The organism is Achromobacter deleyi (assembly GCF_016127315.1).
In the GTDB taxonomy this organism is placed as follows: domain Bacteria; phylum Pseudomonadota; class Gammaproteobacteria; order Burkholderiales; family Burkholderiaceae_B; genus Achromobacter; species Achromobacter insuavis_A.
Map to the genome: position 1 here is coordinate 3,124,745 of NZ_CP065997.1, position 21,910 is coordinate 3,146,654.

Annotated in this window: 22 protein-coding genes; 16 read left to right on the plus strand and 6 right to left on the minus strand. The window is 67.6% G+C overall.

Going from position 1 to position 21,910, the window contains the following annotated elements; translation table 11 throughout:
* Positions 1-2: 2 nt before the first annotated feature.
* Complete coding sequence (locus tag I6I07_RS14125) at positions 3-1,202, plus strand: alpha-D-ribose 1-methylphosphonate 5-triphosphate diphosphatase (protein WP_198487113.1); 1,200 nt, start codon at positions 3-5, stop codon at positions 1,200-1,202.
* A gap of 125 nt (positions 1,203-1,327) precedes the next feature.
* Positions 1,328-1,762 carry a hypothetical protein gene (locus I6I07_RS14130; protein ID WP_198487114.1) on the plus strand — a complete coding sequence of 145 codons (435 nt, stop codon included), beginning with the start codon at positions 1,328-1,330 and terminating at the stop codon, positions 1,760-1,762.
* A gap of 40 nt (positions 1,763-1,802) precedes the next feature.
* Here the strand turns inward: I6I07_RS14130 and I6I07_RS14135 are convergent, their stop codons facing one another.
* Both I6I07_RS14135 and I6I07_RS14140 read right to left on the minus strand, forming a co-directional pair.
* The gene (locus I6I07_RS14135) at positions 1,803-2,180 is read right to left on the minus strand and encodes a hypothetical protein (protein ID WP_198487115.1); all 378 of its coding nucleotides are present in this window, start codon (positions 2,178-2,180) and stop codon (positions 1,803-1,805) included.
* A 179-nt stretch (positions 2,181-2,359) separates the two neighbouring features.
* Positions 2,360-3,637 (minus strand): dicarboxylate/amino acid:cation symporter, encoded by a 1,278-nt coding sequence (locus I6I07_RS14140; protein ID WP_198487116.1) that lies wholly within the window; start codon positions 3,635-3,637, stop codon positions 2,360-2,362.
* Between the two features lie 304 nt (positions 3,638-3,941).
* On the opposite strand from I6I07_RS14140, the gene I6I07_RS14145 reads away from it, so the two are divergent.
* Positions 3,942-4,841, plus strand: a complete 900-nt coding sequence (locus I6I07_RS14145; RefSeq protein ID WP_198487117.1) for an SMP-30/gluconolactonase/LRE family protein — start codon at positions 3,942-3,944, stop codon at positions 4,839-4,841.
* An 18-nt stretch (positions 4,842-4,859) separates the two neighbouring features.
* On the opposite strand, the gene I6I07_RS14150 is transcribed toward I6I07_RS14145, so the two are convergent.
* Complete coding sequence (locus I6I07_RS14150; protein WP_054488502.1) at positions 4,860-5,633, minus strand: IclR family transcriptional regulator; 774 nt, start codon at positions 5,631-5,633, stop codon at positions 4,860-4,862.
* 230 nt (positions 5,634-5,863) lie between these two features.
* On the opposite strand from I6I07_RS14150, the gene I6I07_RS14155 reads away from it, so the two are divergent.
* The 7 genes from I6I07_RS14155 to fba all read left to right on the plus strand — a co-directional run bounded on the left by I6I07_RS14155 (position 5,864) and on the right by fba (position 14,994).
* Positions 5,864-7,186 carry an ArgE/DapE family deacylase gene (locus I6I07_RS14155; RefSeq protein WP_180187880.1) on the plus strand — a complete coding sequence of 441 codons (1,323 nt, stop codon included), beginning with the start codon at positions 5,864-5,866 and terminating at the stop codon, positions 7,184-7,186.
* Between the two features lie 39 nt (positions 7,187-7,225).
* Entirely contained in the window at positions 7,226-8,830 is a 1,605-nt protein-coding gene (locus tag I6I07_RS14160; protein ID WP_054428493.1) for an ABC transporter substrate-binding protein, read from the plus strand.
* Complete coding sequence (locus tag I6I07_RS14165; RefSeq protein WP_156333405.1) at positions 8,827-9,804, plus strand: ABC transporter permease; 978 nt, start codon at positions 8,827-8,829, stop codon at positions 9,802-9,804. Before I6I07_RS14160 ends, I6I07_RS14165 begins: the two co-directional genes overlap by 4 nt.
* Positions 9,801-10,640 carry an ABC transporter permease gene (locus I6I07_RS14170; RefSeq protein WP_054428492.1) on the plus strand — a complete coding sequence of 280 codons (840 nt, stop codon included), beginning with the start codon at positions 9,801-9,803 and terminating at the stop codon, positions 10,638-10,640. Before I6I07_RS14165 ends, I6I07_RS14170 begins: the two co-directional genes overlap by 4 nt.
* Positions 10,640-12,271 (plus strand): ABC transporter ATP-binding protein, encoded by a 1,632-nt coding sequence (locus I6I07_RS14175; RefSeq protein WP_198487118.1) that lies wholly within the window; start codon positions 10,640-10,642, stop codon positions 12,269-12,271. Before I6I07_RS14170 ends, I6I07_RS14175 begins: the two co-directional genes overlap by 1 nt.
* Positions 12,264-13,703, plus strand: coding sequence for an amidase (locus I6I07_RS14180; RefSeq protein ID WP_198487119.1), 1,440 nt, complete (start codon positions 12,264-12,266; stop codon positions 13,701-13,703). The genes I6I07_RS14175 and I6I07_RS14180 overlap by 8 nt, the downstream gene beginning before the upstream one ends.
* Before the next feature lie 226 nt (positions 13,704-13,929).
* A complete protein-coding gene (gene fba / locus I6I07_RS14185) occupies positions 13,930-14,994 on the plus strand; it encodes a class II fructose-bisphosphate aldolase (RefSeq protein ID WP_198487120.1) in 1,065 nt (354 codons plus the stop codon).
* 90 nt (positions 14,995-15,084) lie between these two features.
* Here the strand turns inward: fba and I6I07_RS14190 are convergent, their stop codons facing one another.
* Positions 15,085-15,540: a GFA family protein gene (locus I6I07_RS14190; protein ID WP_006390810.1), complete on the minus strand. Its 456-nt coding sequence runs from the start codon at positions 15,538-15,540 to the stop codon at positions 15,085-15,087.
* Positions 15,541-15,713: 173 nt separating this feature from the next.
* Between I6I07_RS14190 and I6I07_RS14195 the strand changes: the two genes are divergently transcribed.
* The 6 genes from I6I07_RS14195 to I6I07_RS14220 all read left to right on the plus strand — a co-directional run bounded on the left by I6I07_RS14195 (position 15,714) and on the right by I6I07_RS14220 (position 20,426).
* Complete coding sequence (locus I6I07_RS14195) at positions 15,714-16,595, plus strand: phosphoribosylaminoimidazolesuccinocarboxamide synthase (RefSeq protein WP_198487121.1); 882 nt, start codon at positions 15,714-15,716, stop codon at positions 16,593-16,595.
* 246 nt (positions 16,596-16,841) lie between these two features.
* Entirely contained in the window at positions 16,842-17,000 is a 159-nt protein-coding gene (locus I6I07_RS14200; RefSeq protein WP_197286495.1) for a DUF5993 family protein, read from the plus strand.
* Between the two features lie 10 nt (positions 17,001-17,010).
* Positions 17,011-17,583: a disulfide bond formation protein B gene (locus I6I07_RS14205; RefSeq protein WP_198487122.1), complete on the plus strand. Its 573-nt coding sequence runs from the start codon at positions 17,011-17,013 to the stop codon at positions 17,581-17,583.
* A 74-nt stretch (positions 17,584-17,657) separates the two neighbouring features.
* Positions 17,658-18,179 carry a 5-(carboxyamino)imidazole ribonucleotide mutase gene (gene purE / locus I6I07_RS14210; protein ID WP_198487123.1) on the plus strand — a complete coding sequence of 174 codons (522 nt, stop codon included), beginning with the start codon at positions 17,658-17,660 and terminating at the stop codon, positions 18,177-18,179.
* Between the two features lie 5 nt (positions 18,180-18,184).
* On the plus strand, positions 18,185-19,375 hold the full coding sequence (locus I6I07_RS14215; protein ID WP_198487124.1) for a 5-(carboxyamino)imidazole ribonucleotide synthase: 1,191 nt from the start codon (positions 18,185-18,187) through the stop codon (positions 19,373-19,375).
* 4 nt (positions 19,376-19,379) lie between these two features.
* Entirely contained in the window at positions 19,380-20,426 is a 1,047-nt protein-coding gene (locus I6I07_RS14220) for an L-threonylcarbamoyladenylate synthase (RefSeq protein WP_198487125.1), read from the plus strand.
* A gap of 15 nt (positions 20,427-20,441) precedes the next feature.
* Here I6I07_RS14220 and I6I07_RS14225 read toward each other — a convergent pair whose 3' ends face one another.
* Together I6I07_RS14225 and I6I07_RS14230 are read right to left on the minus strand one after the other, a co-directional pair.
* Complete coding sequence (locus I6I07_RS14225) at positions 20,442-21,269, minus strand: IclR family transcriptional regulator domain-containing protein (RefSeq protein WP_198487126.1); 828 nt, start codon at positions 21,267-21,269, stop codon at positions 20,442-20,444.
* A complete protein-coding gene (locus tag I6I07_RS14230) occupies positions 21,269-21,910 on the minus strand; it encodes a 3-oxoacid CoA-transferase subunit B (RefSeq protein WP_198487127.1) in 642 nt (213 codons plus the stop codon). Before I6I07_RS14230 ends, I6I07_RS14225 begins: the two co-directional genes overlap by 1 nt.

The following is a 21,910-nucleotide window of genomic DNA, read 5'->3' on the forward strand; positions in this document are numbered from 1 at the left end:
ACATGACCAGCACTTACCTGACCCACGCCCGCGTCGTGTTGCCCGACCGTGTGCTGGAAGACAGTGCCGTCCTGATCGAGGACGGCGTCATCGCCGCCATCGCGCCCGACGGCGCGGCGGCGGATCAAGAGATCGACCTGCGCGGCCTGACGCTGGTGCCGGGCCTGGTCGACCTGCATTGCGACGCCATCGAGAAGGAAGCCGAGCCGCGCTCGCGTGTGCTGTTTCCGCTGGACTTCGCGGTGGCGCAGGTGGATCGCCGCAACGCCGCCGCCGGCATCACCACGCCGTACCACGCGCTGTCGTTCGCCAACAGCGAATGGGGCGTGCGCAACAACGAGACCGCCGCCCAGGTGGTGCGCGGGGTGCGCGCCTTCCGCCCGCACAGCCTGGTCGACAACCGCGTGCACTGCCGCTACGAAGTCACCGACGCCACCTCGGTGCCGGTGCTGCGGCAGCTGATGGACGAGGGCGCGGTGGACCTGCTGTCGGTGATGGACCACTCGCCGGGCCAGGGCCAGTTCAAGACGCTGGAGTCGTACCTGCAGTACATGATCGGCAACCATGCCATGAGCCGCGAGCAGGCCGAAGAGGCCGCGCACGCCAAGACTCGCGCCAAGGACGGCGCGGTGCAACGGGTCGAGACGCTGTTGGCGCATGCGCGGGAACGCGGCATCCCCACCGCCAGTCATGACGACGATTCGATCCACCGCATCGCCACCATGCGCAACCTGGGCGTGGCGATGAGCGAATTCCCGATCACGCTGGACACTGCCCGCGCCGCCGTCTCCTGCGGCCTGCCCACCATCCTGGGCGCGCCCAACGTGCTGCGCGGCAAGAGCCAGAGCGGCTCGATGCGCGCCATCGACGCGATCCGCGCCGGGGTGGCGAGCTGCCTGTGCTCGGACTACCAGCCTTCGACCCTGATCGCCGCGGCCTTCGCGGTGGCGGCGCAGAGCGACCTGACGCTGCCGCAGGCGCTGGCGCTGGTCACCGCCAATCCGGCCGACGCCTGCGGCCTGTCGGACCGCGGCCGCATCGCGGTGGGCCTGCGCGCCGACCTGGTGGCGGTGGCGCAGGTGGGCGCGCTGCCGCTCATCAGCTACACCTGGTGCGCCGGCCGGCTGGTGTTCTCGACCCACTATCCGTCCGCCCGCGCGCCGGCGCCGGCCGCCGAGGCGCGCGGCTTGGTGGCGGCCTGATCCGGCGCGGACCGCGACAAACCTTGTCGCCGGACAAGCGGCGGACACGCGCATCTGGTTAAATGGGCGATGACGACGTGGCCGCGGCTTGCGCGGCGCGTCTCCCTTATTTTCCGGAGCGCTCGATGGCACGATTCAATTTCACCCAAGACCCCGAAGAACCCGATCTTTGGGCGGCGGAAAACGTGCCCGTGGGCGAAGGCCGCCCGCCGATCCACGTCATGATCCAGACCGACGGCGAAGAGCCGGACGGCGCCGCCTCCAAGGTGGTCAAGGCCATCATCGACAACCTCGACGAGCAGATCCTGGCCGCGGCCGACTTCCTGCTGGACAACTACTCGTACGAGCACTGCAAGAAGCTCGGCATCGAGGACGACCAGCTGCTGCGCGAGGAAACCGCCGAAGCCATGGCCGATAAGGCCGTGCTGCGGGCGCTGTGGCTGTTCGATGAGGATGGCGACGGCTACGAACTGTGGTTCACGCTGCCCTGGGACCCGGTCCACACCTATGACGTCGAATTCGAGGATGGCACCCCGGTGTCGTGCTCGGTCAACGACTGATCTGCCCCGACGCGCGCCGCCCCGGCGGGCGGCCGCGCGTTCAGCGGGCCAGCTCGAAGCGGGTCGCGCGGGCCTCGCCCAGCGAGTCGTCGTAGCGATATCGCAATTTCAGCGGCTTGCCCTTGCGCACGGCGGCCATGTTGGCGCCGTCCAGCGCCACGTCGATCTGGCGGTCGACGAATTCGGTGCAGTCGGTATCGGCGCGCGCGCCTTCGGGGATATCGGCCGCCTTCACATTCAGCCGGAACAACAGATGCGAGACCTCGGTGCCGTCGGTACGGTACTGGCGCATCTGCACGGGCGGGTTGGCGACGGTGCCGGACAGGTCGCAGGAAATGCGGGTCCAGGCGTGGGCGGAGGGCAGGGCGGCCATCAGGGCGGCCGCCGCGAGCGCGTGGCGCGGGCGTAACGATTTCATGGCATGTGCAATGAGCGCCGCCGCCTTGGCGCGGTGCCCTTAAGGGGTGCCGAGGGGCTTCTATGTTGCGCCGGGCGACCGCGCCGGTCAAGGCCGGCCGCCCCATGAAAAAAGGCCCCGCATCATGCGCGGGGCCTTCGCCGGAGGATTCAGAAACGCGTCAGCGCGACGCGCCGCGCTCAGGCGTCGCGGGTCGCCGGCTGGGCGTTGTCGGCCTTGGGCGCCAGGTCCTCTTCGTTGCCTTCCATCTTGGCGATGACGGCGGTGGCCAGGCTGTTGCCGACCACGTTGGTGGCGGTGCGGCCCATGTCGAAGAACTGGTCGATGCCCATGATGAGCAGCAGGCCGGCCTCGGGCAGGTGGAACATCGGCAGCGTCGCGGCCACCACCACCAGCGAAGCGCGCGCCACGCCGGCCATGCCCTTGCTGGTCACCATCAGCACCAGCAGCAGCGTCAGCTGCTGCGAGAAGCTCATCTCGATGTTGTAGGCCTGCGCGATGAACAGCACCGCGAACGACTGGTACATCATCGAGCCGTCCAGGTTGAACGAGTAGCCCAGCGGCAGCACGAAGCCCGAGATGCGCTTGGACACGCCGAAACGCTCCAGCGCCTCGATGGTCTTGGGGTAGGCCGATTCGCTGCTGGCGGTCGAGAAGGCCAGCAGGGTCGGTTCCTTGATCAGGCCGCCCAGGCGGAAGGTCGAACGGCCCAGGAACAGGTAGCCCACGCCGAACAGGATGGCCCACAGCAGCGCCAGGCCCAGGTAGAACTCGCCGATCAGCTTGCCGTAGCTGACCAGCACGCCCAGGCCCTCGGTGGTGATGGCGGCGGCCATGGCGGCGAACACGCCCAGCGGCGCGAAGCGCATCACGTAGTCGGTGACGCGGAACATGATCTTGGCCAGCTCGTCGATCATGTTGTAGATGGTGTTGTGGCCCTTGCCGCGGACGAATGACAACGCCGCGCCGAAGAACAGCGAGAACACCAGGATCTGCAGGATCTCGTTGTTGGCCATGGCTTCGGCGATGCTCTTGGGGAACACGTGCGCGATGAAGGCCTTGAGGGTGAAGTCGCCGGTCTTCAGGCCGGCGGTGGCGGCCGCGTCGGGCAGCGCCAGGTTCAGGTGCGCGCCGGGCTGGAAGATGTTGACTAGCGCCAGGCCCAGCAGCAGCGAGATGGCCGAGGCGGCGATGAACCAGAACATGGCGCGCAGGCCGATGCGGCCGACGGCGCTGGCGTCGCTCATGCTGGCCAGGCCGGACACCAGGGTGGCGAATACCAGGGGCGCGATGATCATCTTGATCATGCGCAGGAAGATGTCGGTGATCAGGCTGAAGTACGAGGCGATTTCCTTGGCCTCTTGCGCGTTCTGCGCATACTTGTTGCAGAAATAACCCACCACGACGCCCAGCACCATGGCGATGCCGATGTAACGCGTCAGCTTCTTAGTATTCATCTTCAAAAACGGAAAACAGGGACCCGATCGGTCGGCCGGATAGGCCTTACCCGCCGGCATGGGGCGGGGCGAAGCGGTCCAATGACGGATATGCCGGAGGGGACCCGGAGCGGCGCGGGTTAACCCTTGGGGCGCGATGTTAACGCCGCGAACCTGACAGTTAGTTGTCAGGTTGGGGACGGGTCATACCTGACTGCCGGCGGCGCCGCGTCATGACAAAATGGGCTGGCCCGATCCGGCCCCGCCGTGCCGGGCACAAAAAAATAGGGCCGCGACGGCCCGCCACCCATGAGGAGACAGAGCTATGCCGAAACGCGAATTGTCCGTGCTGGTGTCGGGGTACACGTTCCTGGAGGGCCTGCGCTGGCACGAGGGGCGCCTGTGGGCGTCCGATTTCTATACGGGCAAGGTGATCGCCGCCGACCTGCAGGGGCGGGCCGAGGTGATCTGCCGGGTGCTGGAGCAGCCCTCGGGCCTGGGCTGGCTGCCCGACGGGCGGCTGCTGATCTCTTCCATGAAAGACCGCAAGCTGCTGCGCCGTGAGGCGGATGGCCGGCTGGTGCCGCACGCGGACCTGTGGGCGCTGACCGGCGGCCCGATCAACGACCTGGTGGTCGACGCCCAGGGCCGCGCCTATGTCGGAAACTTCGGTTTCGACCTGATGGCGGGCCAACCCTTCGCCACCACCACCCTGGTGCGGGTGGACCCGGACGGGGTGGCGCAGGTGGTGGCGGACGGGCTGTGGTTTCCCAACGGCTCGTTCATCAGCCCCGACGGCAAGACCCTGATCGTCAACGAGACCTTCGGCAACCGCATCTCGGAATTCGACATCCTGCCCGACGGCGCCCTGGGACCGCGGCGCGACTGGGCCCACTTCGGCGCCCTGCCGGACTCCGATGACCTGGCGGTGCTGATCGCGGCGTCGGCCATCGGCCCGGACGGCGGCGCGCTGGACGCCGAGGGCGCGCTGTGGGTGGCCGACGCCATCGGCAAGCGCATCGTGCGGATGGCTCGCGGCGGCCGGATCCTGGAACAGATCGATACCGGCGAGCTGGGCATCTTCGCCGCCGCCCTGGGCGGACCGGACGGTAGAACGCTGTTCATGGCGGCGGCGCCCGATTTCATCGAGGCCAACCGCCGCGCCAAGCCGGAAGGGCGGATCCTGGTGACCGAGGTGGATGTGCCGCACGCGGGACGGCCGTAGCGCGCCCCTCCAGTCGCCTCAGGAGCGGTTGGGGCGCCCACTGAGGGCGCGCGCGGCCGATACCGCCAGCGAACTGAAGCGCTGGGAAAAGGACTCCAGCGTCCATTCCGCCAACAGGCCGGAAATGTGGATGGCGGCCAGCGGGCGGCCGCTGTGGTCGACTACGGCGCTGGCCAGCACGATCTCGCCCACCATGCTTTCTTCCATGCAGAGGGCGTACCCCTGTACCCGCGCCTCGCGCACGCGCTCGCGGATCCGCTCGGGATCGGTAATGGTCTTGGGGGTCAGCGGCCGCAGGTCGCTGCGCGCCAGTATGTCATCGACCTCGGCGTCGGTCAGGTGCGACATGACTGCCCGGCCGCCGGAGGACGAGAAGGTGGGCATGCGCCGGCCCACCAAGGTGGCGTAGAAGGTCTGGCGCTTGGTCTGGCGGCGCAGCGCGTAAACGATGGTCAGGTCATCGAACAGGCTCAGGTCGACCCGCTCGCCGCACTCCTGCTGCAGTTGTTCCAGGATGGGCGTGGCGCGCTCCAGCAGCGGATGGCCGCGCAGGAAGTCGAAAGTCCGGTCCAGGATCTTTTTGCCCAGCACGTAGCCGCGCTGGTTGCTACCGCGTTCGAGGTAGCCCAGCGCCACCAGCGTATGCAACATGCGCTGGGTCGAGCTGCGGTCCAGTCCCGACAATTCCGTCAGCTCGTTCAGGCTGAGCGGACCGGGGTGGCTGGAAAAAGCCTCGAGGATGCCAAAGCCTTTCGCCAGGGATTGGTTGAACCGGGTCTCGGTTGTGGCCATGTCGATCTACTCCATTCTCTTTGTTTTGATGGCGTTGCAACGGCGCGTTGTCGTTGGGGCGCCGGATACGCACTGTAGCGGCAACCGCCCGCGACCAGGCTAGGGAAATCACCCATGTTTTCGTATTGCCCGCCGCTTGTACGAACTCTATCATGTCAAATATAGATATCTAAGTATCAAATATTGATACTTATGATGTTTGATATTTCATAGCCAACAAGGGGAGTGCAATGACCGCCGTCGCAGCAGCCAGCCTGAGTCAGGACCAGATCGCCGGAGCCGTGGGCAGGCTTCGCCAGTACATGACCGACACGCTGACGGGATTCGTGCAGTGCCGCAGCCTGCCCGGCGAGGAAATGTCGGCCGCCCGCTTCCTGGAAGACGCGCTGGCGCAGCTGGGGCTGGCGTCCGAGCGCATCGCGTTGCGGACCGAGGAATTGAAGAACCTGCCGCTGTACTCGCCGGCCTGCTGCCCCGACGGCGGCCGCTACAACGTGCTGGCGCGCCATGAGCCGCGCGCCGCGGGCGGACGCGCCGTGCTTTTCAATGGCCACCTGGACGTCGTGCCGACCGGTCCGCATGAACTGTGGGACCCGGCGCCGTTCGACGGCGAATTACGTGACGGCTGGCTGTACGGCCGAGGCGCGGGCGACATGAAGGCCGGCATCATCTGCGCGCTGGCGGCATTCAAGGCCCTGCAGGACCTGGGCGTGCAACCCGCCGGCGCCGTAGGCTTCAACGGCGTGCTTGAAGAGGAGAACACCGGCAACGGCACCCTGGCCACGGTTTCCGCGCTGCAGAGCGCGATCGCCGCAGCCAAGCTCAGCGCCTTCGACGCGGTCGTCATTCCCGAGCCCACGCATGAGCGCATGATGAGCGCCCAGCTCGGCGTGTTCTGGATGTACGTGGACATCGTGGGCCGGCCCGCACATGCCGCCTACATGACCACGGGTGTCAATCCGGTCGAGACTGGCTTGCGGATTGTCGACGCGATGAAACGGCTCGAACACGAATGGAACCTGCCGGAGAATCGGCATCCGGCCTATCGCGAACATGCGCACCCCATCAACTTCAATCTCGGCCAGATCCACGCCGGCGACTGGAATTCGTCGGTGCCCAGCGTGTGCACGCTGGGCATGCGCATCGCCTGCTACCCCGATATGTCGATCGAGACCGCCAAGCAGCGGGTGCTGGCGTGCATCCGCGAGGTCGAGGCCGGACTGGCCGACAGCGACGTGCGCATCGACATCCGCTACGAAGGTTTCCACGCGCCAGGTTGCGAGTACGACCTGGAGGTGCCCGCGATGCAATTGCTGGCCGACGCCCACCGCCGCGTGACTGGTGAACTGCCCCAGCCCACGGCGCTGACCGCGACCACCGATGGCCGCCATTTCCGCCTGATGATGGACGTGCCGGTCACCTGCTACGGCCCCCAGGTGAAAAACGTGCACGGTTTCAACGAATGCGTGTCGGTGGACAGCATGGTGCGCGTCGCCACCTCGCTGGCGCTCTTCATCAACGACTGGTGCGGCGTCGAGCCGCGGCAAGCCTGAACCCATCTGCGTTCCCGCTTCTTTCTACGGATTCCTGCCATGACTTTTTTCTTCGCCCGACGCGTCCTGGCGCGCTGCGCCCTGGCCGCGGCCAGCCTGCTGCCCTTTGCCGCCTCTCCGTCGCATGCCGCCGAAACCCCGCAATATGGCGGGGTGTTGACGGCCATCCTGAGCCCCGAGCCGCCGACCCTGAACGTGGCGGTGCAGCAGGTTGCCAGCACGCAGTTGGTGGCCGGCAAGATCTTCGAGAGCCTGTTGACGTATTCCTTCGACCTCAAGCCCCAGCCCGGCCTGGCGCGGTCGTGGGAGGTGTCGCCGGATCGCCTGACCTACACCTTCCATCTGCAGCCGCAGGTGCAATGGCACGACGGCAAGCCGTTCTCGTCCGATGACGTGGTGTTCACCTACACCAAAGTGCTGGCCAACACGCCGCGCACGCGCACCTTGATGGCCAATGTGCAGGAGATCTCGGCCCCGGACGCCGACACCGTGGTGTTCAAGCTGAAGCAGCCGTACTCGGCCTTCCTGTACGCGTTCGACATCGGCGGCGGGGCGATCCTGCCCAAGCACCTGTACGACGTCGATACGCCGATCGGGCAGAACCCGAACAACAATGCGCCGATCGGCACCGGACCGTTCAAGTTCAAGCGTTGGGAACGCGGGTCGTATATCGAGCTGGTCAAGAACGAACACTACTGGAAGGCGGGGCGTCCCTATCTGGACGGCATCACCTATCGCGTGATTCCCGATTCCGCCTCGCGCCGCGTGGCGCTGGAGCAGGGCACCGTGATGCAGGCCTGGCTGCAGGACATCGAGCCGGTGGACCTGGCGCGGGTGGTCAAGCTGCCCAACATCACCCAGACCCACAAGGGTTATGAATATTGGTCGACCATGCAATGGATCGAGTTGAATGGCGGCCGTGCGCCCTTTTCGGACAAGCGCTTCCGCCAGGCGCTGATGTACGGCATCAATCGCCAGTTCATCGCTGACAAGATCATGTTCGGCACGGGCACGGTCGCCACCGGCCCCATCCACCACAACACGCGGTTCTATGACGCCAACGTCAAGTCCTATCCCTACGATCCGAAGCAGGCCATCGCCCTGCTCGACGAGATGGGCCTGAAGCCGGACGCCAAGGGCGTGCGCGCCACGATCGGCCTGATTCCACTGCCTTACGGCGAGATGCAGCGCCGCGTGGCCGAGTACATCAAGCAGAACCTGGCCAAGATCGGCGTGGCCGTGACGCTGGAGAACACCGACGTCGGCGGCTGGACCAGCCGCGTGGGCAACTGGGATTTCGATATGGGCGCGAACGGCGTGTTCCAGTACGGTGATCCGGCCATCGGCGTGTCCCGCACCTACCTGGGCAGCAACATCAAGAAGGGGCTGATGTTCACCAACACGTCGCAGTACAACAATCCGAAGGTCGATGCGCTGTTCAACGCCGCCGCCACCGCCGCCACCGACGAAGAACGCCAGAAACTCTATAGCGAGGTGCAGCGCATCCTGGTGGACGACGTGCCGGTGCTGTGGCTGGCCGACACCAACTACTCGACCCTGCTGAACAAGCGCGTGCATGACGCCGTGACCACCGCGCTCGGCGTGGTGGACACGCAGAGCGACGCCTGGCTGTCCAAAGAATGAAGAAGATCGCCAAGTTCCTGGCGAACCGGGTGGTCAAGAGCGTCCTGGTTCTGCTGATGATCGCGCTCTTCAACTTCTTCCTGGTGCGGGCCGCGCCAGGCGATCCGGCCGTGATCCTGGCGGGCCAGTCGGGCGCGGTGGACGCCGAGTTCATCGCCAAGCTGCGCCAGGAATTCGGCCTGGACAAGCCGATCCCGGTGCAGCTGGGCCACTATCTGAAGAATGTCGCCACGTTCGACTTGGGGTATTCCTATCGCCAGCAGGCGCCGGTGGCGAGCCTGATCCTGCAGCACCTGCCCGCGACCTTGCTGTTGACCCTGTCGGCTTTCGCCTTCGCGCTGCTGGCGGGCGTCAGCCTGGGCACCCAGGCCGCGCTGCGGGTGGGGAAGTGGGGCGATACCGTCATCACGACCCTGTCGATGCTGGCCTACGCGACGCCGCTGTTCTGGGTCGGGTTGATGCTGGTGCTGCTGTTTTCGGTGAACCTGGAATGGCTGCCCGCGTTCGGCTATGAAAGCGTCGGCGCCAACCTGACCGGCCTGGCCCGCGTGGCCGACGTGGCCAGGCACTTGTTGTTGCCGGCGTTGACCCTGGGCATGTTCTACATGGCCGTCTACGCCCGGCTGACGCGCGCCTCCATCCTGGAAATCAGCCAGCTGGATTTCGTCAAGACGGCTCGCGCCAAGGGCTTGTCCGAGCGCACGGTGATCGTGCGCCACGTGCTGCGCAATGCGCTACTGCCCGTCATCACTTATGCCGGCATCCAGGCCGGGGGACTGATTGGCGGGTCGCTGCTGGTGGAGACCGTGTTCGCCTGGCCCGGCATCGGCCGGCTGGCGTTCGACGCCTTGATCCAGCGTGACTACAGCGTGCTGCTCGGCGTGTTCTTCATGGCCTCCCTGATCGTGGTCGTGGTCAACCTCGTCACCGACATCCTGTACACGGTGGCGGACCCCAGGATCGAACTCAAATGAAAGCCTTCATGCAATCGTTCTGCCGCAACAAGGGCGGTGTCATGGGTCTGATTGTGCTGGCGATGGTCACGCTGGTGGCGATCTCCGCCAGCTGGATCTTCCCGGACAGTCCGTGGGACATCATCAACGGGCCTTTCATGCCGCCGTTGTCCGACGGCGCCTTGCTGGGCACCGACACGCTGGGCCGCGACATCGCCACCGGCATCGCCTATGGCTCGCGCATCACGCTGGTGCTGGCCGCGGTGTCCACGGCGGTCTCCATCCTGGTGGGTATCACGGTCGGCGCGCTGGCCGGTTTCTATGGCGGTCGGGTGGACCAGGCCATCGTCGGTTTCATCGAACTGTTCCAGACCATTCCCAGTTTCTTCCTGGCAGTGGTGCTGGTGGCCATCCTGACACCCAACATGGCCACGGTGATCTTCGCCATCGCGGTGGTCTCGTGGCCGCCGCTGGCGCGCCTGGTGCGGGCGGAGTTCATGAGCCTGAAGAACCGCGAATTCGTGCAGGCGGCGATGCTGTCGGGTCAGTCCAACCTGCGCATCATCCTGACGCAGATCCTGCCCAACAGCCTTTCGCCCGTGATCGTGTCGGGGTCGTTGATGATTGCCAGCTCGATCCTGCTGGAATCGGCCCTGAGCTTTCTGGGCCTGGGCGACCCCAATGCGATGACTTGGGGCTACATCATCGGCGCCTCGCGCAGCGTGCTGCGCGACGCCTGGTGGATGAGCGTGTTCCCGGGCGTGGCGATCCTGTTGACCGTGCTGTCGCTCAACCTGATCGGCGAAGCGCTGAACGACGCGCTCAATCCCAAACTGGCCCGCAGGAGGACGACGTGATGAGCGCGCTGCTTGAAATCCGTGATCTCAGCGTGACGGCCGCCCACGGCGGACCGACGGTGGTGCAGGGCGTGTCCTACACCGTGAACCGCAATGAGATCCTGTGCGTGGTGGGTGAATCGGGATCGGGCAAGTCGGTTACGGCGCACGCCATCATGGGCCTGTTGCCGGCGGACCAGTTGAGCGTCACGCAGGGCCAGATCCTGTACGGCGGGCGCGATCTGGTCGGCCTGTCGGCCACGGACTGGTATGGGCTGCGTGGCCGTTGCTTCGGCATGGTGTTCCAGGAGCCCATGACGGCGCTCAATCCCATCATGCGGGTGGGCCGCCAGGTCGATGAGGTGCTGGAGCGGCATACCAACCTGAACGCTGCCGCCCGCCGACAGCGGGTGCTCGAATTGTTCGGCCAGGTGCTGCTGCCCGATCCGCAAGCCATGTATGACGCCTTTCCGTTCCAGTTGTCCGGCGGCCAGCGCCAGCGTGTCGTGATCGCGATGGCGCTGGCGCTCGAGCCGGACGTGCTTATCGCCGACGAACCGACCACCGCGCTGGACGTCACCACGCAAGCGCAGATCCTGGCGCTCATCAAGGACATCCAGCGCCGCATGGGCATCGGTGTCATCTTCATTACCCACGACTTCGGCGTGGTGGCGGACATCGCCCACCGCATCGTTGTGATGCGCAAGGGCGAAGTGGTGGAATCGGGGGCGGCCGACGACATCCTGAACCGGCCGCAGCATCCCTACACCCGCCAATTGATCGCGGCGGTGCCGCACAAACCCGAAGGCAAGGACGAGGCGGCGCCCGCGCTGCCGCTGATGTCCGTGGCCAACCTGTGCAAGACCTTCGCCACCGGCGGGCGGCGGGTCGACGCGCTGCGCGACATCTCGCTGGACATCCGCCAGGGCGAGACGCTGGGGCTGGTGGGAGAGTCCGGTTCCGGCAAATCGACGCTGGGACGTACGTTGATCGGCCTGATCGCGCCCGACAGCGGCAGCGTGCGGATGGATGGCCGAGAACTGGTCGGTATGGCGCCCCGCGATTTCCGTCCCTACCGGCGCCAGATCCAGATGGTGTTCCAGGACCCGTATGCGTCGCTCAATCCGCGTCACCGCGTCATTGAGGCCGTGGCGCAAGGACCGATCGCGTTCGGCGAGAGCCGCAAGACCGCGTTGCGCGAGGCGCGCGAGCTGCTGGAACTGGTTGGGCTGGGCGGAGACGCCGGCGAGCGCTATCCGCATCAGTTCTCGGGCGGACAGCGCCAGCGGGTCGGCATCGCCCGGGCGCTGGCGCTCAAGCCGCGGCTGTTGGTGGCCGACGAGGCGGTCTCGGCGCTGGATGTGTCGATCCAGGCGCAGGTGCTCGAATTGCTCAAGACCGTCAGCGGCCAGTTCGACCTGTCGGTGCTGTTCATCACGCATGACCTGCGCGTTGCGGCCCAGATTTGCGACCGCATCGCGGTGATGCGCCAGGGCCAGCTGGTGGAACTGGACCGCGCCGCCACGATTTTCTATCACCCCCAACATGAATACACGCGTCGCCTGATTGAATCGGTGCCGGGCAAGGCCTGGAACAAGCCCGACCTGGCGGCGCTGTCGGAGTCTTCAACCAGGAGCAAGCAGTATGCGTGACACCGAGTATCAGGCGCTGGACGGGCTGGCGCTGGCCGATTTGCTGGCGCGGCGCGAGGTCGGCGCGGAGGACCTCATGGCCTGCGCGATCAGGCTGGCGCGCGAACGCGCGCCGGCGCTCAACGCGCTGTGCTATGAGCGCTATGAAGAGTCCCTGGCGGTGGCGCGCGCCTGGCGCCAGGCCGGCACGTTCCGCGCCATTCCCTTTTTGCTGAAGGATTCCGGGCTGGCGCACACGCGCTTTCCGTCCAGCCTGGGTTCGCGCCTGCTGAACGACACCGCCTATCCCCGCAACGCCACACTGGCCGACCGTTTCGAGGCGGCCGGCCTGATTGCCTTCGCGCGCACCACGGTGCCGGAATTCTGCATGGCGCCCACCACCGAGGCGCGGCGCAACGGCGGTCCTACCCGCAACCCCTGGGACTTGACCCGTTCGTCCGGTGGCTCCAGCGGCGGAGCGGCGGCGGCGGTCGCCGCGGGCATCGTCCCGCTGGCCCACGGCAGCGATGGCGGCGGATCGATCCGCATCCCGGCCGCGGCTTGCGGCGTCTATGGCCTGAAAGTGTCGCGCGGACGCGTGCCCATGGGGCCATTTCGCGGCGAGGGCTGGGGCGGCCTGGCGACCGATGGCGTGCTGTCTCGTTCGGTGCGGGACACCGCCGCAGCGCTGGACGCCATCGCGGCGCCCGAGCCGGGCGCTCCCTACGCGGCGCCGGCCGCGCCCGCCTCCTATCTGAAACTGCTGGCCGAGCCGTCGCGCAAGCGGCGCATCGTCGTCTGGCGCAGCGCCTGGCATGGCGTGCCGGTGGCGCCCGAATGCATCGCGGCGGTCGAGCGGGCGGCCGAACTGTGCCGGGCGCTGGGGCACGAGGTGGTCGATGGCGCGCCGCCCGATATTGATTACGAGGCCTTCGTGCTGGCGCATGCCAATGTGCTGGCGGGCAATATCGTGGTGTCGGTGGACACTCGCTTGGGCCTCACCGGCCAGCCGTTGCGCGACGATGATCTGGAGCCGGTGTTGCGCCAGGGCTACGACTACGGCAAGGGGCTGTCCGCGGCGCACTACATCGCCAGCGTCAACCGCTTTCATGCCATCGGCCGCATCCTGGACAGCTATATGGAAGGCTACGACGCCATCCTGTCACCGTCCCTGACCCAGCTGCCGCTGAAACTGGGCGAGCTTTCCACCGCCGGGGGCACATTCCTGGATTTTCGCCGCAAGGTGGCCTCTTACGGCACGTTCGCGGCGGCGTTCAACGCGTCCGGGCAGCCGGCGGCCAGCCTGCCGCTGGTCTGGACCGACGCTGGCCTGCCGGTCGGGGTGCAGGTGGTCGGCCGCTATGGCCGCGAGGATGTCGTGCTGGCGTTGTCGGCTGAACTGGAGGCGGCCCAGCCGTGGGCCGGACGGATCGCCGTCCCCCGGATGGCCTAGGGGCGGTTGGCAAGATGGGGGAGGTCGCTCCGTCCGCCCCCCGTTTCGGGGGGAGGGCGGGAGCCCCCTCTACGGGCGAGGGCTGGCGCGTTCGGCGCCGGTGGCATCGGCTGAAGGGATAGGATACCGGCCGTTTCAAGACCTTTCTTCGAATCCCCCGTAAAATCCCACCATCCCGCTCGGTTTCAACCATCTTTCAATCGACAGTACCTAAGGAGGACCACACATGGCCCTAGTCTCCATGCGCCAGTTGCTCGACCACGCCGCCGAGCACGGCTACGGCATTCCGGCATTCAACGTCAATAACCTGGAACAGGTCCAGGCCATCATGGAAGCCGCGGCGGAGACCGACAGCCCGGTGATCATGCAAGCCTCGGCCGGCGCCCGCAAGTACGCCGGCGAAGGCTTCCTGAAGCACCTGATCCAGGCCGCCGTGGAGTCCTACCCCCATATTCCCGTGGTCATGCACCAGGACCACGGCCAGTCGCCCAAGGTCTGCCAGGGCGCCATCGACCTGGGCTTCTCCAGCGTCATGATGGACGGCTCGCTGAAGGAAGACGGCAAGACCATCGCCGACTACGACTACAACGTCGACGTCACCAGGAAGGTGGTGGACGTGGCCCACAAGCTGGGCGTGACGGTCGAAGGCGAACTGGGCTGCCTGGGCTCGCTCGAAACCATGGAAGGCGACAAGGAAGACGGCCACGGCGCCGACGGCAAGCTGACCATGGACCAGCTGCTGACCGATCCGGAGCAGGCCGCCGACTTCGTGCGCCGCACCCAGCTGGACGCCCTGGCCATCGCCATCGGCACCAGCCACGGCGCCTACAAGTTCACCCGCAAGCCCACCGGCGACATCCTGTCGATCGCCCGCATCAAGGAAATCCACGCCCGCCTGCCCAACACCCACCTGGTGATGCACGGCAGCTCCAGCGTGCCGCAGGAACTGCTGGCCGAGATCCGTGAATTCGGCGGCAACATGAAGGAAACCTACGGCGTGCCGGTCGAGGAAATCCAGGAAGCCATCAAGTACGGCGTGCGCAAGATCAATATCGACACCGATATCCGTCTGGCCATGACCGGCGCCATCCGCCGCTTCTTCGCCGAGAACCCCGAGAAGTTCGACCCGCGCGAATACCTGAAGCCGGCCCGCGCCGCCGCCAAGGCGATCTGTGTGGCTCGCTACACGGAATTCGGCACCGCCGGCAACGCCAGCAAGATCAAGGCGCTGCCCCTGACCGAAATCGCCGCCCAGTACGCCGCCGGCAAGCTGGCCCAGGTGGTGCAGTAAGTTGCCGGCCGCCTCCCTTGCACGGGAGGCGGGCAGCAAAAAGGCGGGCCCTCGCGGGCCCGCCTTTTTTTCGTGCGCGCCGCGCCCGGCTCAGGCGGGCGGGGCGTTCCTGGGGAAGTTCGGCACGCTCTTGTCGACGTGGTGCCAGGACGGCGCCGAGTCGGTCCACAGGCTGACGCGGGTGTGGAAGGCCTCGGGGTCGTCGAGCGAGCCGGCCCGCACCACTTCGTAGGGCATGCCTTCCGAGCCGCCGAACAGCGGCGTGCCACAGTCCGCACAGAAGCTGCGCATGACGGTGTGGCCGGAATCGCCCTGGTAGCGATGCTCGCGCGCCTTGCCGCGCAGCAGGGTGACCGAGCCGGCCGGCAGGATCAGCGCATGGGCCGGCGCGCCGCCGCTGGAATACTGGCAATCGCGGCAATGACAGGTGGCCGCCATGATGGGTTCATCGGTCACCGCGTAGCGCACCGCGCCGCATTGGCAGCCACCGGTCAGGTGGACTTGCGCGTCGGCGTGGGGCGGGCGTTTCTGGGTTGCATCCTGCATACGACTGTGTCTCCTCCAGGTGAAAAGGGGAGCGCCGTGACGCGGTTCGCGGTCGGCGCATATATTGGAACGGGGCCAGACTAACCCGCCGTCCGCAGCCCGGCAAGACAGGGCTATTTGCAGTAACCTATGCGCTTTGCGCGACCCCCATTTTTGCCATAGGCCATTTTTCCGTGACTTCTGCTTTGCATCAATCCAGCATCAAGTCCTTGCCGCTGCTGGGCCGCGGTAAGGTCCGCGACATGTACGCGGTGGGCGACGACAAGTTGCTGATCGTCGCGTCGGACCGCATCTCGGCGTTCGACGTCATCCTCGACGATCCCATCCCCGGCAAGGGGCAGGTGCTGACCGAACTGACCGAGTTCTGGCTGCAGAAGCTGGCCCACATCCTGCCGAACCACTCCACCGGCATCAAGCCGGAAGACGTGGTCGCTGCCGACGAGATCGACCAGGTGCGCGGCCGCGCCGTGGTGGTCAAGCGCCTCAAGCCGATCCTGGTGGAAGCGGTGGCCCGCGGCTACCTGATCGGTTCCGGCTGGAAGGACTACCAGGCCACCGGCGCCGTCTGCGGCATCAAGCTGCCCGCCGGCCTGCAACAGGCCAGCCAGCTGCCCGAGCCGATCTTCACGCCGGCGGCCAAGGCCGAATTCGGCATGCACGACGAAAACGTCGATTTCGCCCACGTGGTCAAGGAAGTCGGCCAGGAAATGGCCGAGCGCATCCGCGACGTCACGCTCAAGCTGTACGCCGAAGCCGCCAAATTCGCCGCCACCAAGGGCATCATCATCGCCGACACCAAGTTCGAGTTCGGCCTGGACGATGACGGCACGCTGTACCTGATGGACGAAGTGCTGACGCCGGATTCCTCGCGCTTCTGGCCGGCCGACGGCTACCGCGTGGGCATCAGCCCGCCTTCGTTCGACAAGCAGTTCGTGCGCGACTGGCTCGAGACCCAGACCTGGGACAAGACCCCGCCCGCCCCGCGCCTGCCGCAGGACGTGCTGGAAAAGACCGCCGCGAAGTACCGCGAAGCGCTGGATCGCCTGATCGCCTGATCCGCGCCCGCCTCGAAAAAGCCGCCCGTCCGCCGGGCGGTTTTTTTTGTCCGCGAGGTGCCGCCGATCAGGGAAATCCCTGCTTTTCGGTAAGAATTATTGCTTATTGTTACGCTATACTCGCCGGCAACCTGCACCCGGAAGCCGGCGCGCCCGCGCGGCTTCCCCTCTGCCAACTTGCCGGACGACGCGGCCCGCAGCCGCCGCCAGGGCGCCATGCCCGCCGGATGTAGAAAGGAGCTGCGCATGATCATGATGTTGCCTTTCCTGACCGGCCTGATCGCCGTGTGGTTCGGCCTGCTGGGCAAGCGCCGACCCTGCGTCGCCTTCTGGCTGATCACCCTGGGGGTGTTCGCCGCGTGGTGCCAGTTCCACATGACCAGTCCGCTGGCGCTGTCGCTCTAGGTCCGCCGCCATGATCTTTTCCCGCAATCCGGCGCGCGGTTCGCGCCTGCTCAACGGCCTGGCCCTGCTGGCCGTGACGGCCATCCTGGTCATGGCCTTCGCCTGGCAATTCGCCTATGACGAAGTGCCGTGCCCGCTGTGCCTGCTGCAACGGGTGGCCTTCATGCTGGCCGGGGTGGGGCTGCTGCTGAACCTGCGGCTGGGGCCGTCGCCCATGCATTACGCCATGACCATCGCCGCCGCGCTGGGCGGCATGGTGGCGTCTGGCCGCCAGATCCTGCTGCACATCGCCCCCGGCGATCCCGGCTACGGCACGCCGCTGCTGGGCATGCACTTCTATACCTGGGCCTTCATCGCCTTCTGCGGCCTGATCGTGTTCTGCGTGATCATGCTGTCGGCCGACCGCAAGTGGGGCGACAACATGCTCAAGCGGCCGGTGCCGGCGCTGGGCATGCTGGTCATGGCCCTGTTCTTCATCACGGTGCTTGCCAACCTGGGCAGCACCACGCTGCAATGCGGTTTCGGGCCCTGCGCGGACAACCCCACGGGCTATCTCTGGCTGGGGTCTGGCGCCACGCCATAGGGGTGCCGCCGGCGCCGGGTAAAATACCGGGTTTCGCGGCCTGGCCGCAGCCTTTCAACGACTCGACACCGGTTATGACAGCCAAGACTTCCGCAGCGGCAGACGCCACCCCCGTGGTGGGCGTGATTATGGGTTCTTCCAGCGATTGGGAGGTCATGAAGCACGCGGTCACCATGCTGGAAGACTTCGGCGTGCCGCACGAGGCGCGCGTGATCTCCGCGCACCGCATGCCGCAGGACATGGCCGAATACGGCGCCGCCGCGTTCGAGCGCGGCCTGCGCGGCATCATCGCCGGCGCCGGCGGCGCGGCCCACCTGCCGGGCATGATGGCGGCCCTGACCGAAGTGCCGGTGTTCGGCGTGCCGGTGCCGTCCAAGTACCTGCGCGGCGAGGATTCGCTGCTGTCCATCGTGCAGATGCCCAAGGGCGTGCCGGTCGCCACCTTCGCCATCGGCGAGGCCGGCGCCGCCAACGCCGCGCTGCACCTGATCGCCACGCTGGCGGGCACCGATGCCGGCCTGCACAAGAAGCTGGTGGCATTCCGCGCGCGCCAGACGCAGGCCGCGCGCGACATGAAGGTTCCGCCCGAGGCTTGATCCCCATGACGCAATCGACTGCTTTCACCATTGCCCCCGGCGGCTGGCTCGGCCTGCTGGGCGGCGGCCAGCTGGGCCGCATGTTCTGCCACGCGGCGCAAAGCCTGGGCTACAAGGTCGCGGTGCTGGACCCGGCCGCCGAATGCCCGGCGGGCATGGTGGCGGACCTGCACATCCAGGCCGCCTATGACGACGAAGACGGCCTCGCGCGCCTGGCGCGGACCTGTCAGGCCGTCACCACCGAATTCGAGAACGTGCCGGCCGACAGCCTGCGCGCGCTGGCGGCGCGCTGCCGCGTCAGCCCGGCCGCCGACGCGGTCGCCATCGTGCAGGACCGCATCGCCGAAAAGGCCTTCATCGCCAGCCAGGGCATCCCGGTCGCGCCGCACGCCGCCATCCGCAGCGAGGCCGATCTGCGTGCCGCGCCGGACGGCCTGTTCCCCGGCATCCTGAAGGTCGCGCGCCTGGGTTACGACGGCAAGGGCCAGGCCCGCATCGACACGCGCGAGGCCGCGCTGGCCGCGTTCGCCGAGTTCGGCGGCGTGGCCTGCGTGCTGGAAGCGCTGATGCCGCTGGACTATGAAATCTCGGTCGTGATCGCACGCGGTTTCGACGGCGCCAGCGTGGTGTTCCCGGTGGCGCGCAACGTGCACCGCGACGGCATCCTGGCCGTGTCGACGGCGGCGCCGGTCAAGCTCGACGCCGCCCACGCCGAACGCCAGGCGCAGGCCACCGCGGCCGCGCAGGGCATCGCGCAGGGCCTGGGCTACCACGGCGTGCTGTGCGTCGAATTCTTCGTGCTCAAGGACGGCGGCCTGATCGTCAACGAGATCGCGCCGCGTCCGCACAACAGCGGCCACTACACCATGGACGCCTGCCTCACCAGCCAGTTCGAGCAGCAGGCGCGCGCCATGGCCGGCCTGCCGCTGGGCGGCACCGACCTGCTGGCGCCGGCCGTGATGCTGAACATCCTGGGCGACATCTGGTATCCGTCGGCCACCGGCGACGCGCAGCGCGAGCCCGACTGGGCCGCCGCGCTGGCGGTGCCCACGGCCAAGCTGCACCTGTATGGCAAGCGCGAGGCGCGCCGTGGCCGCAAGATGGGCCACGTCACCATCGTCGCGCCGACGCTGCAACAGGCCCAGGCCGACGCGGCGCGTGTCGCCGCCGCGCTGGGCATGCAGGCGCCCGAGTAACGCCATGTCCGCTTCGTTCGACTCCGCCAGCGCCGCGGACATCGCCGACGCCGCCCGCCGCCTGCTGGCCGGCGAGCTGGTCGCGTTCCCGACCGAGACCGTCTATGGCCTGGGCGCGGACGCCGAGAACCCGCAGGCCGTGGGCAGGATCTACGCCGCCAAGGGCCGGCCGTCGAACCATCCGGTGATCGTGCACATCGCGCCGCAGGGCGACCTGTCGTACTGGGCGGCCGAGGTGCCGCCCGAGGCGCGCCTGCTGATCGACGCCTTCTGGCCCGGTCCGCTGACGCTGATCCTCAAGCGCGCGCCGCACATCGCCGACACCGTCAGCGGCGGCCAGGACAGCATCGGCATCCGCTGCCCCTCGCATCCGGTGGCGCAGGCGCTGCTGGCGGCGTTCGCGGCCGGCAAGCCGAACGGGCAGGGCGGCGTGGCCGCGCCGTCGGCCAACAAGTTCGGCCAGGTCTCGCCGACCCGCGCCGACCACGTGCGCAGCGAATTCCCCGACGAGGTCGCGGCCGGCATGCCGGTGCTGGAGGGCGGCGCCTCCGAGGTCGGCATCGAATCCACCATCCTGGACCTGTCGCGGCTGGACCGCGGCGCCGGTCCCGTGCTGCTGCGCCCCGGCCACATCAGCGCCGCGCAGATCGAGGCCGTGCTGGGCGTGCAGGTGTTCGCCCCTGACGCGGCCGCGCCGCGCGCCTCGGGCACGCTCAAGGCGCACTATGCGCCGCGCACCGCGCTGGAGCTGGCGTCCGATGCGCGCCTGCAAGCCGCGCTGCAAGGCCGCGGCCTGCCCCCGGGCAAGGTCGTGGTGGTGGCGTACACGCCGCCGCCGGCGGCCGTCGATGCGCGCATCCAGTGGCAACAGGTGCCGGCCGATCCGGCGCGTTACGCCCAGGCGCTGTACGCCTTGCTGCGTGATCTGGACGGCCAGGGCTTCGCGCGCATCATCGTGCAGGCGCCGCCGGCCGATGACGCGTGGCACGCGGTCAACGACCGCATCGGCCGCGCCGCCGCCGCGTTCACGCTCGACACCACCGACCTGTAAGGCGGGGGCGGCCGCTCAGGCCGCCAGGAATTCCCCGATCCTGGCCACCGCCTGGCGCATCGGCGCCAGGAATTCCCCCGTCAATCGTTCCAGCGGCACCCGCGCCGCCTTGACGCTGACGTTGACGGCGCCGCAGGCCTTGCCGCTGGCCGAGCGCACCGGCACCGAGATGGCGCGCACATTCAATTCCAGTTCCTGGTCGACCACCGCGTAGTCCTGCTCGCGGATGCGCGCCAGCTCGGCCCGCAGCCGCGCTTCGGTGGTCAGCGTGAATTCGGTGTAGGGCTGCAGGTCGACGGCGGCGAAGTAGCGCGCCAGCGCCGGCTCGGACAACTGCGCCAGCAGCACCCGGCCGATCGAGGTGCAATAGGCCGGCAGGCGGCTGCCCAGCCCCATCGAGGTGGCCAGCAGCCGGTTCACTTCCGAGCGTGCCAGGTACAGCATCTCGTGCCCTTCCATGATGGCCAGCGCACAGGTCTCGTTGACGCTGGCGCTCAATTCCTCCAGCACCGGCTGCGCCAGCGAGACGAATGGCGTGGACGAGAAGTAGGCGTAGCCCAGCCCCAGGATGCGTGGCGTCAGGATGTATTGGCGGCCATGCTGTTCGGCGATGCCCAGCAGGATCAGCGTATGCAGGCAGCGCTGCACCACCGCGCGCGGCAGGCCGGCGCGGCGCGCCAGCTCGGCCGCGGTCTGCGGATGGCGGCGCGTGCCGAAGGCGCGGATCACGTGCAGGCCGCGCGCCAGCGTCAGCATGTAGTCCGGATCGCCGCGCAACTGATCGGGATGGTCTTCGGGGGCGAGGGGCGCGGCGTAGCCGGGCGGGGGAAGGTTGGGCAGCATCAGCCTGCGCGCAGCGGGGCGCCGGTGCGCGCCTGCAGCGCGGTCAGTGTCATGCCGTCGATCATATCCCGGACCCGCAGGCCGTCGGGCGTGACGTCGATCACGGCCAGGTCGGTGTAGATGCGGTCCACCACGCCGGCGCCGGTCAGCGGGTAGGTGCAGCGCTCGACGATCTTGGGCGTGCCGTCCTTGCTGTTGTGTTCCATCAGAATGTAGACGCTGCGCGCCCCCACCGCCAGGTCCATGGCGCCGCCCACGGCGGGCGCCTCGCCCGGCTTGTTGAGCGACCAGTTGGCTAGGTCGCCGTTGGCCGCGACCTGCATGCCGCCCATGACGCAGATGTCCAGGTGGCCGCCGCGCATCATGGCGAAGGAGTCGGCGTGGTGGAAATAGGCGCCGCCGTCCAGCAGCGTGACCGGCTGCTTGCCGGCGTTGATCAGGTCCAGGTCGATCTGGTCTTCGGCGGGCGGCGGGCCCATGCCGAGGATGCCGTTTTCGCTGTGCAGCACGATCTCGCGGCCGGCCGGCAGTTGCGCGGCCACCAGCACCGGCATGCCGATGCCCAGGTTGACGTAGCTGCCGTCGGGAATGTCCTGCGCCAGGCGCCGGGCCATGGCTTCGCGGGAGAGGGGAGTGGGCAT

What these genes read in the sequence shown, in the direction of transcription:
- I6I07_RS14180 (WP_198487119.1), top strand. Translation starts at nt 12,264, where the DNA reads ATGCGTGACACCGAGTATCAGGCGCTGGACGGGCTGGCGCTGGCCGAT.
- I6I07_RS14225 (WP_198487126.1), bottom strand. Translation starts at nt 21,269, where the DNA reads ATGCTGCCCAACCTTCCCCCGCCCGGCTACGCCGCGCCCCTCGCCCCC.
- I6I07_RS14170 (WP_054428492.1), top strand. Translation starts at nt 9,801, where the DNA reads ATGAAAGCCTTCATGCAATCGTTCTGCCGCAACAAGGGCGGTGTCATG.
- fba (WP_198487120.1), top strand. Translation starts at nt 13,930, where the DNA reads ATGGCCCTAGTCTCCATGCGCCAGTTGCTCGACCACGCCGCCGAGCAC.
- I6I07_RS14160 (WP_054428493.1), top strand. Translation starts at nt 7,226, where the DNA reads ATGACTTTTTTCTTCGCCCGACGCGTCCTGGCGCGCTGCGCCCTGGCC.
- I6I07_RS14200 (WP_197286495.1), top strand. Translation starts at nt 16,842, where the DNA reads ATGATCATGATGTTGCCTTTCCTGACCGGCCTGATCGCCGTGTGGTTC.
- purE (WP_198487123.1), top strand. Translation starts at nt 17,658, where the DNA reads ATGACAGCCAAGACTTCCGCAGCGGCAGACGCCACCCCCGTGGTGGGC.
- I6I07_RS14220 (WP_198487125.1), top strand. Translation starts at nt 19,380, where the DNA reads ATGTCCGCTTCGTTCGACTCCGCCAGCGCCGCGGACATCGCCGACGCC.
- I6I07_RS14145 (WP_198487117.1), top strand. Translation starts at nt 3,942, where the DNA reads ATGCCGAAACGCGAATTGTCCGTGCTGGTGTCGGGGTACACGTTCCTG.
- I6I07_RS14150 (WP_054488502.1), bottom strand. Translation starts at nt 5,633, where the DNA reads ATGGCCACAACCGAGACCCGGTTCAACCAATCCCTGGCGAAAGGCTTT.
- I6I07_RS14135 (WP_198487115.1), bottom strand. Translation starts at nt 2,180, where the DNA reads ATGAAATCGTTACGCCCGCGCCACGCGCTCGCGGCGGCCGCCCTGATG.
- I6I07_RS14155 (WP_180187880.1), top strand. Translation starts at nt 5,864, where the DNA reads ATGACCGCCGTCGCAGCAGCCAGCCTGAGTCAGGACCAGATCGCCGGA.
- I6I07_RS14230 (WP_198487127.1), bottom strand. Translation starts at nt 21,910, where the DNA reads ATGCCCACTCCCCTCTCCCGCGAAGCCATGGCCCGGCGCCTGGCGCAG.
- I6I07_RS14205 (WP_198487122.1), top strand. Translation starts at nt 17,011, where the DNA reads ATGATCTTTTCCCGCAATCCGGCGCGCGGTTCGCGCCTGCTCAACGGC.
- I6I07_RS14125 (WP_198487113.1), top strand. Translation starts at nt 3, where the DNA reads ATGACCAGCACTTACCTGACCCACGCCCGCGTCGTGTTGCCCGACCGT.
- I6I07_RS14215 (WP_198487124.1), top strand. Translation starts at nt 18,185, where the DNA reads ATGACGCAATCGACTGCTTTCACCATTGCCCCCGGCGGCTGGCTCGGC.
- I6I07_RS14190 (WP_006390810.1), bottom strand. Translation starts at nt 15,540, where the DNA reads ATGCAGGATGCAACCCAGAAACGCCCGCCCCACGCCGACGCGCAAGTC.
- I6I07_RS14165 (WP_156333405.1), top strand. Translation starts at nt 8,827, where the DNA reads ATGAAGAAGATCGCCAAGTTCCTGGCGAACCGGGTGGTCAAGAGCGTC.
- I6I07_RS14175 (WP_198487118.1), top strand. Translation starts at nt 10,640, where the DNA reads ATGAGCGCGCTGCTTGAAATCCGTGATCTCAGCGTGACGGCCGCCCAC.
- I6I07_RS14130 (WP_198487114.1), top strand. Translation starts at nt 1,328, where the DNA reads ATGGCACGATTCAATTTCACCCAAGACCCCGAAGAACCCGATCTTTGG.
- I6I07_RS14140 (WP_198487116.1), bottom strand. Translation starts at nt 3,637, where the DNA reads ATGAATACTAAGAAGCTGACGCGTTACATCGGCATCGCCATGGTGCTG.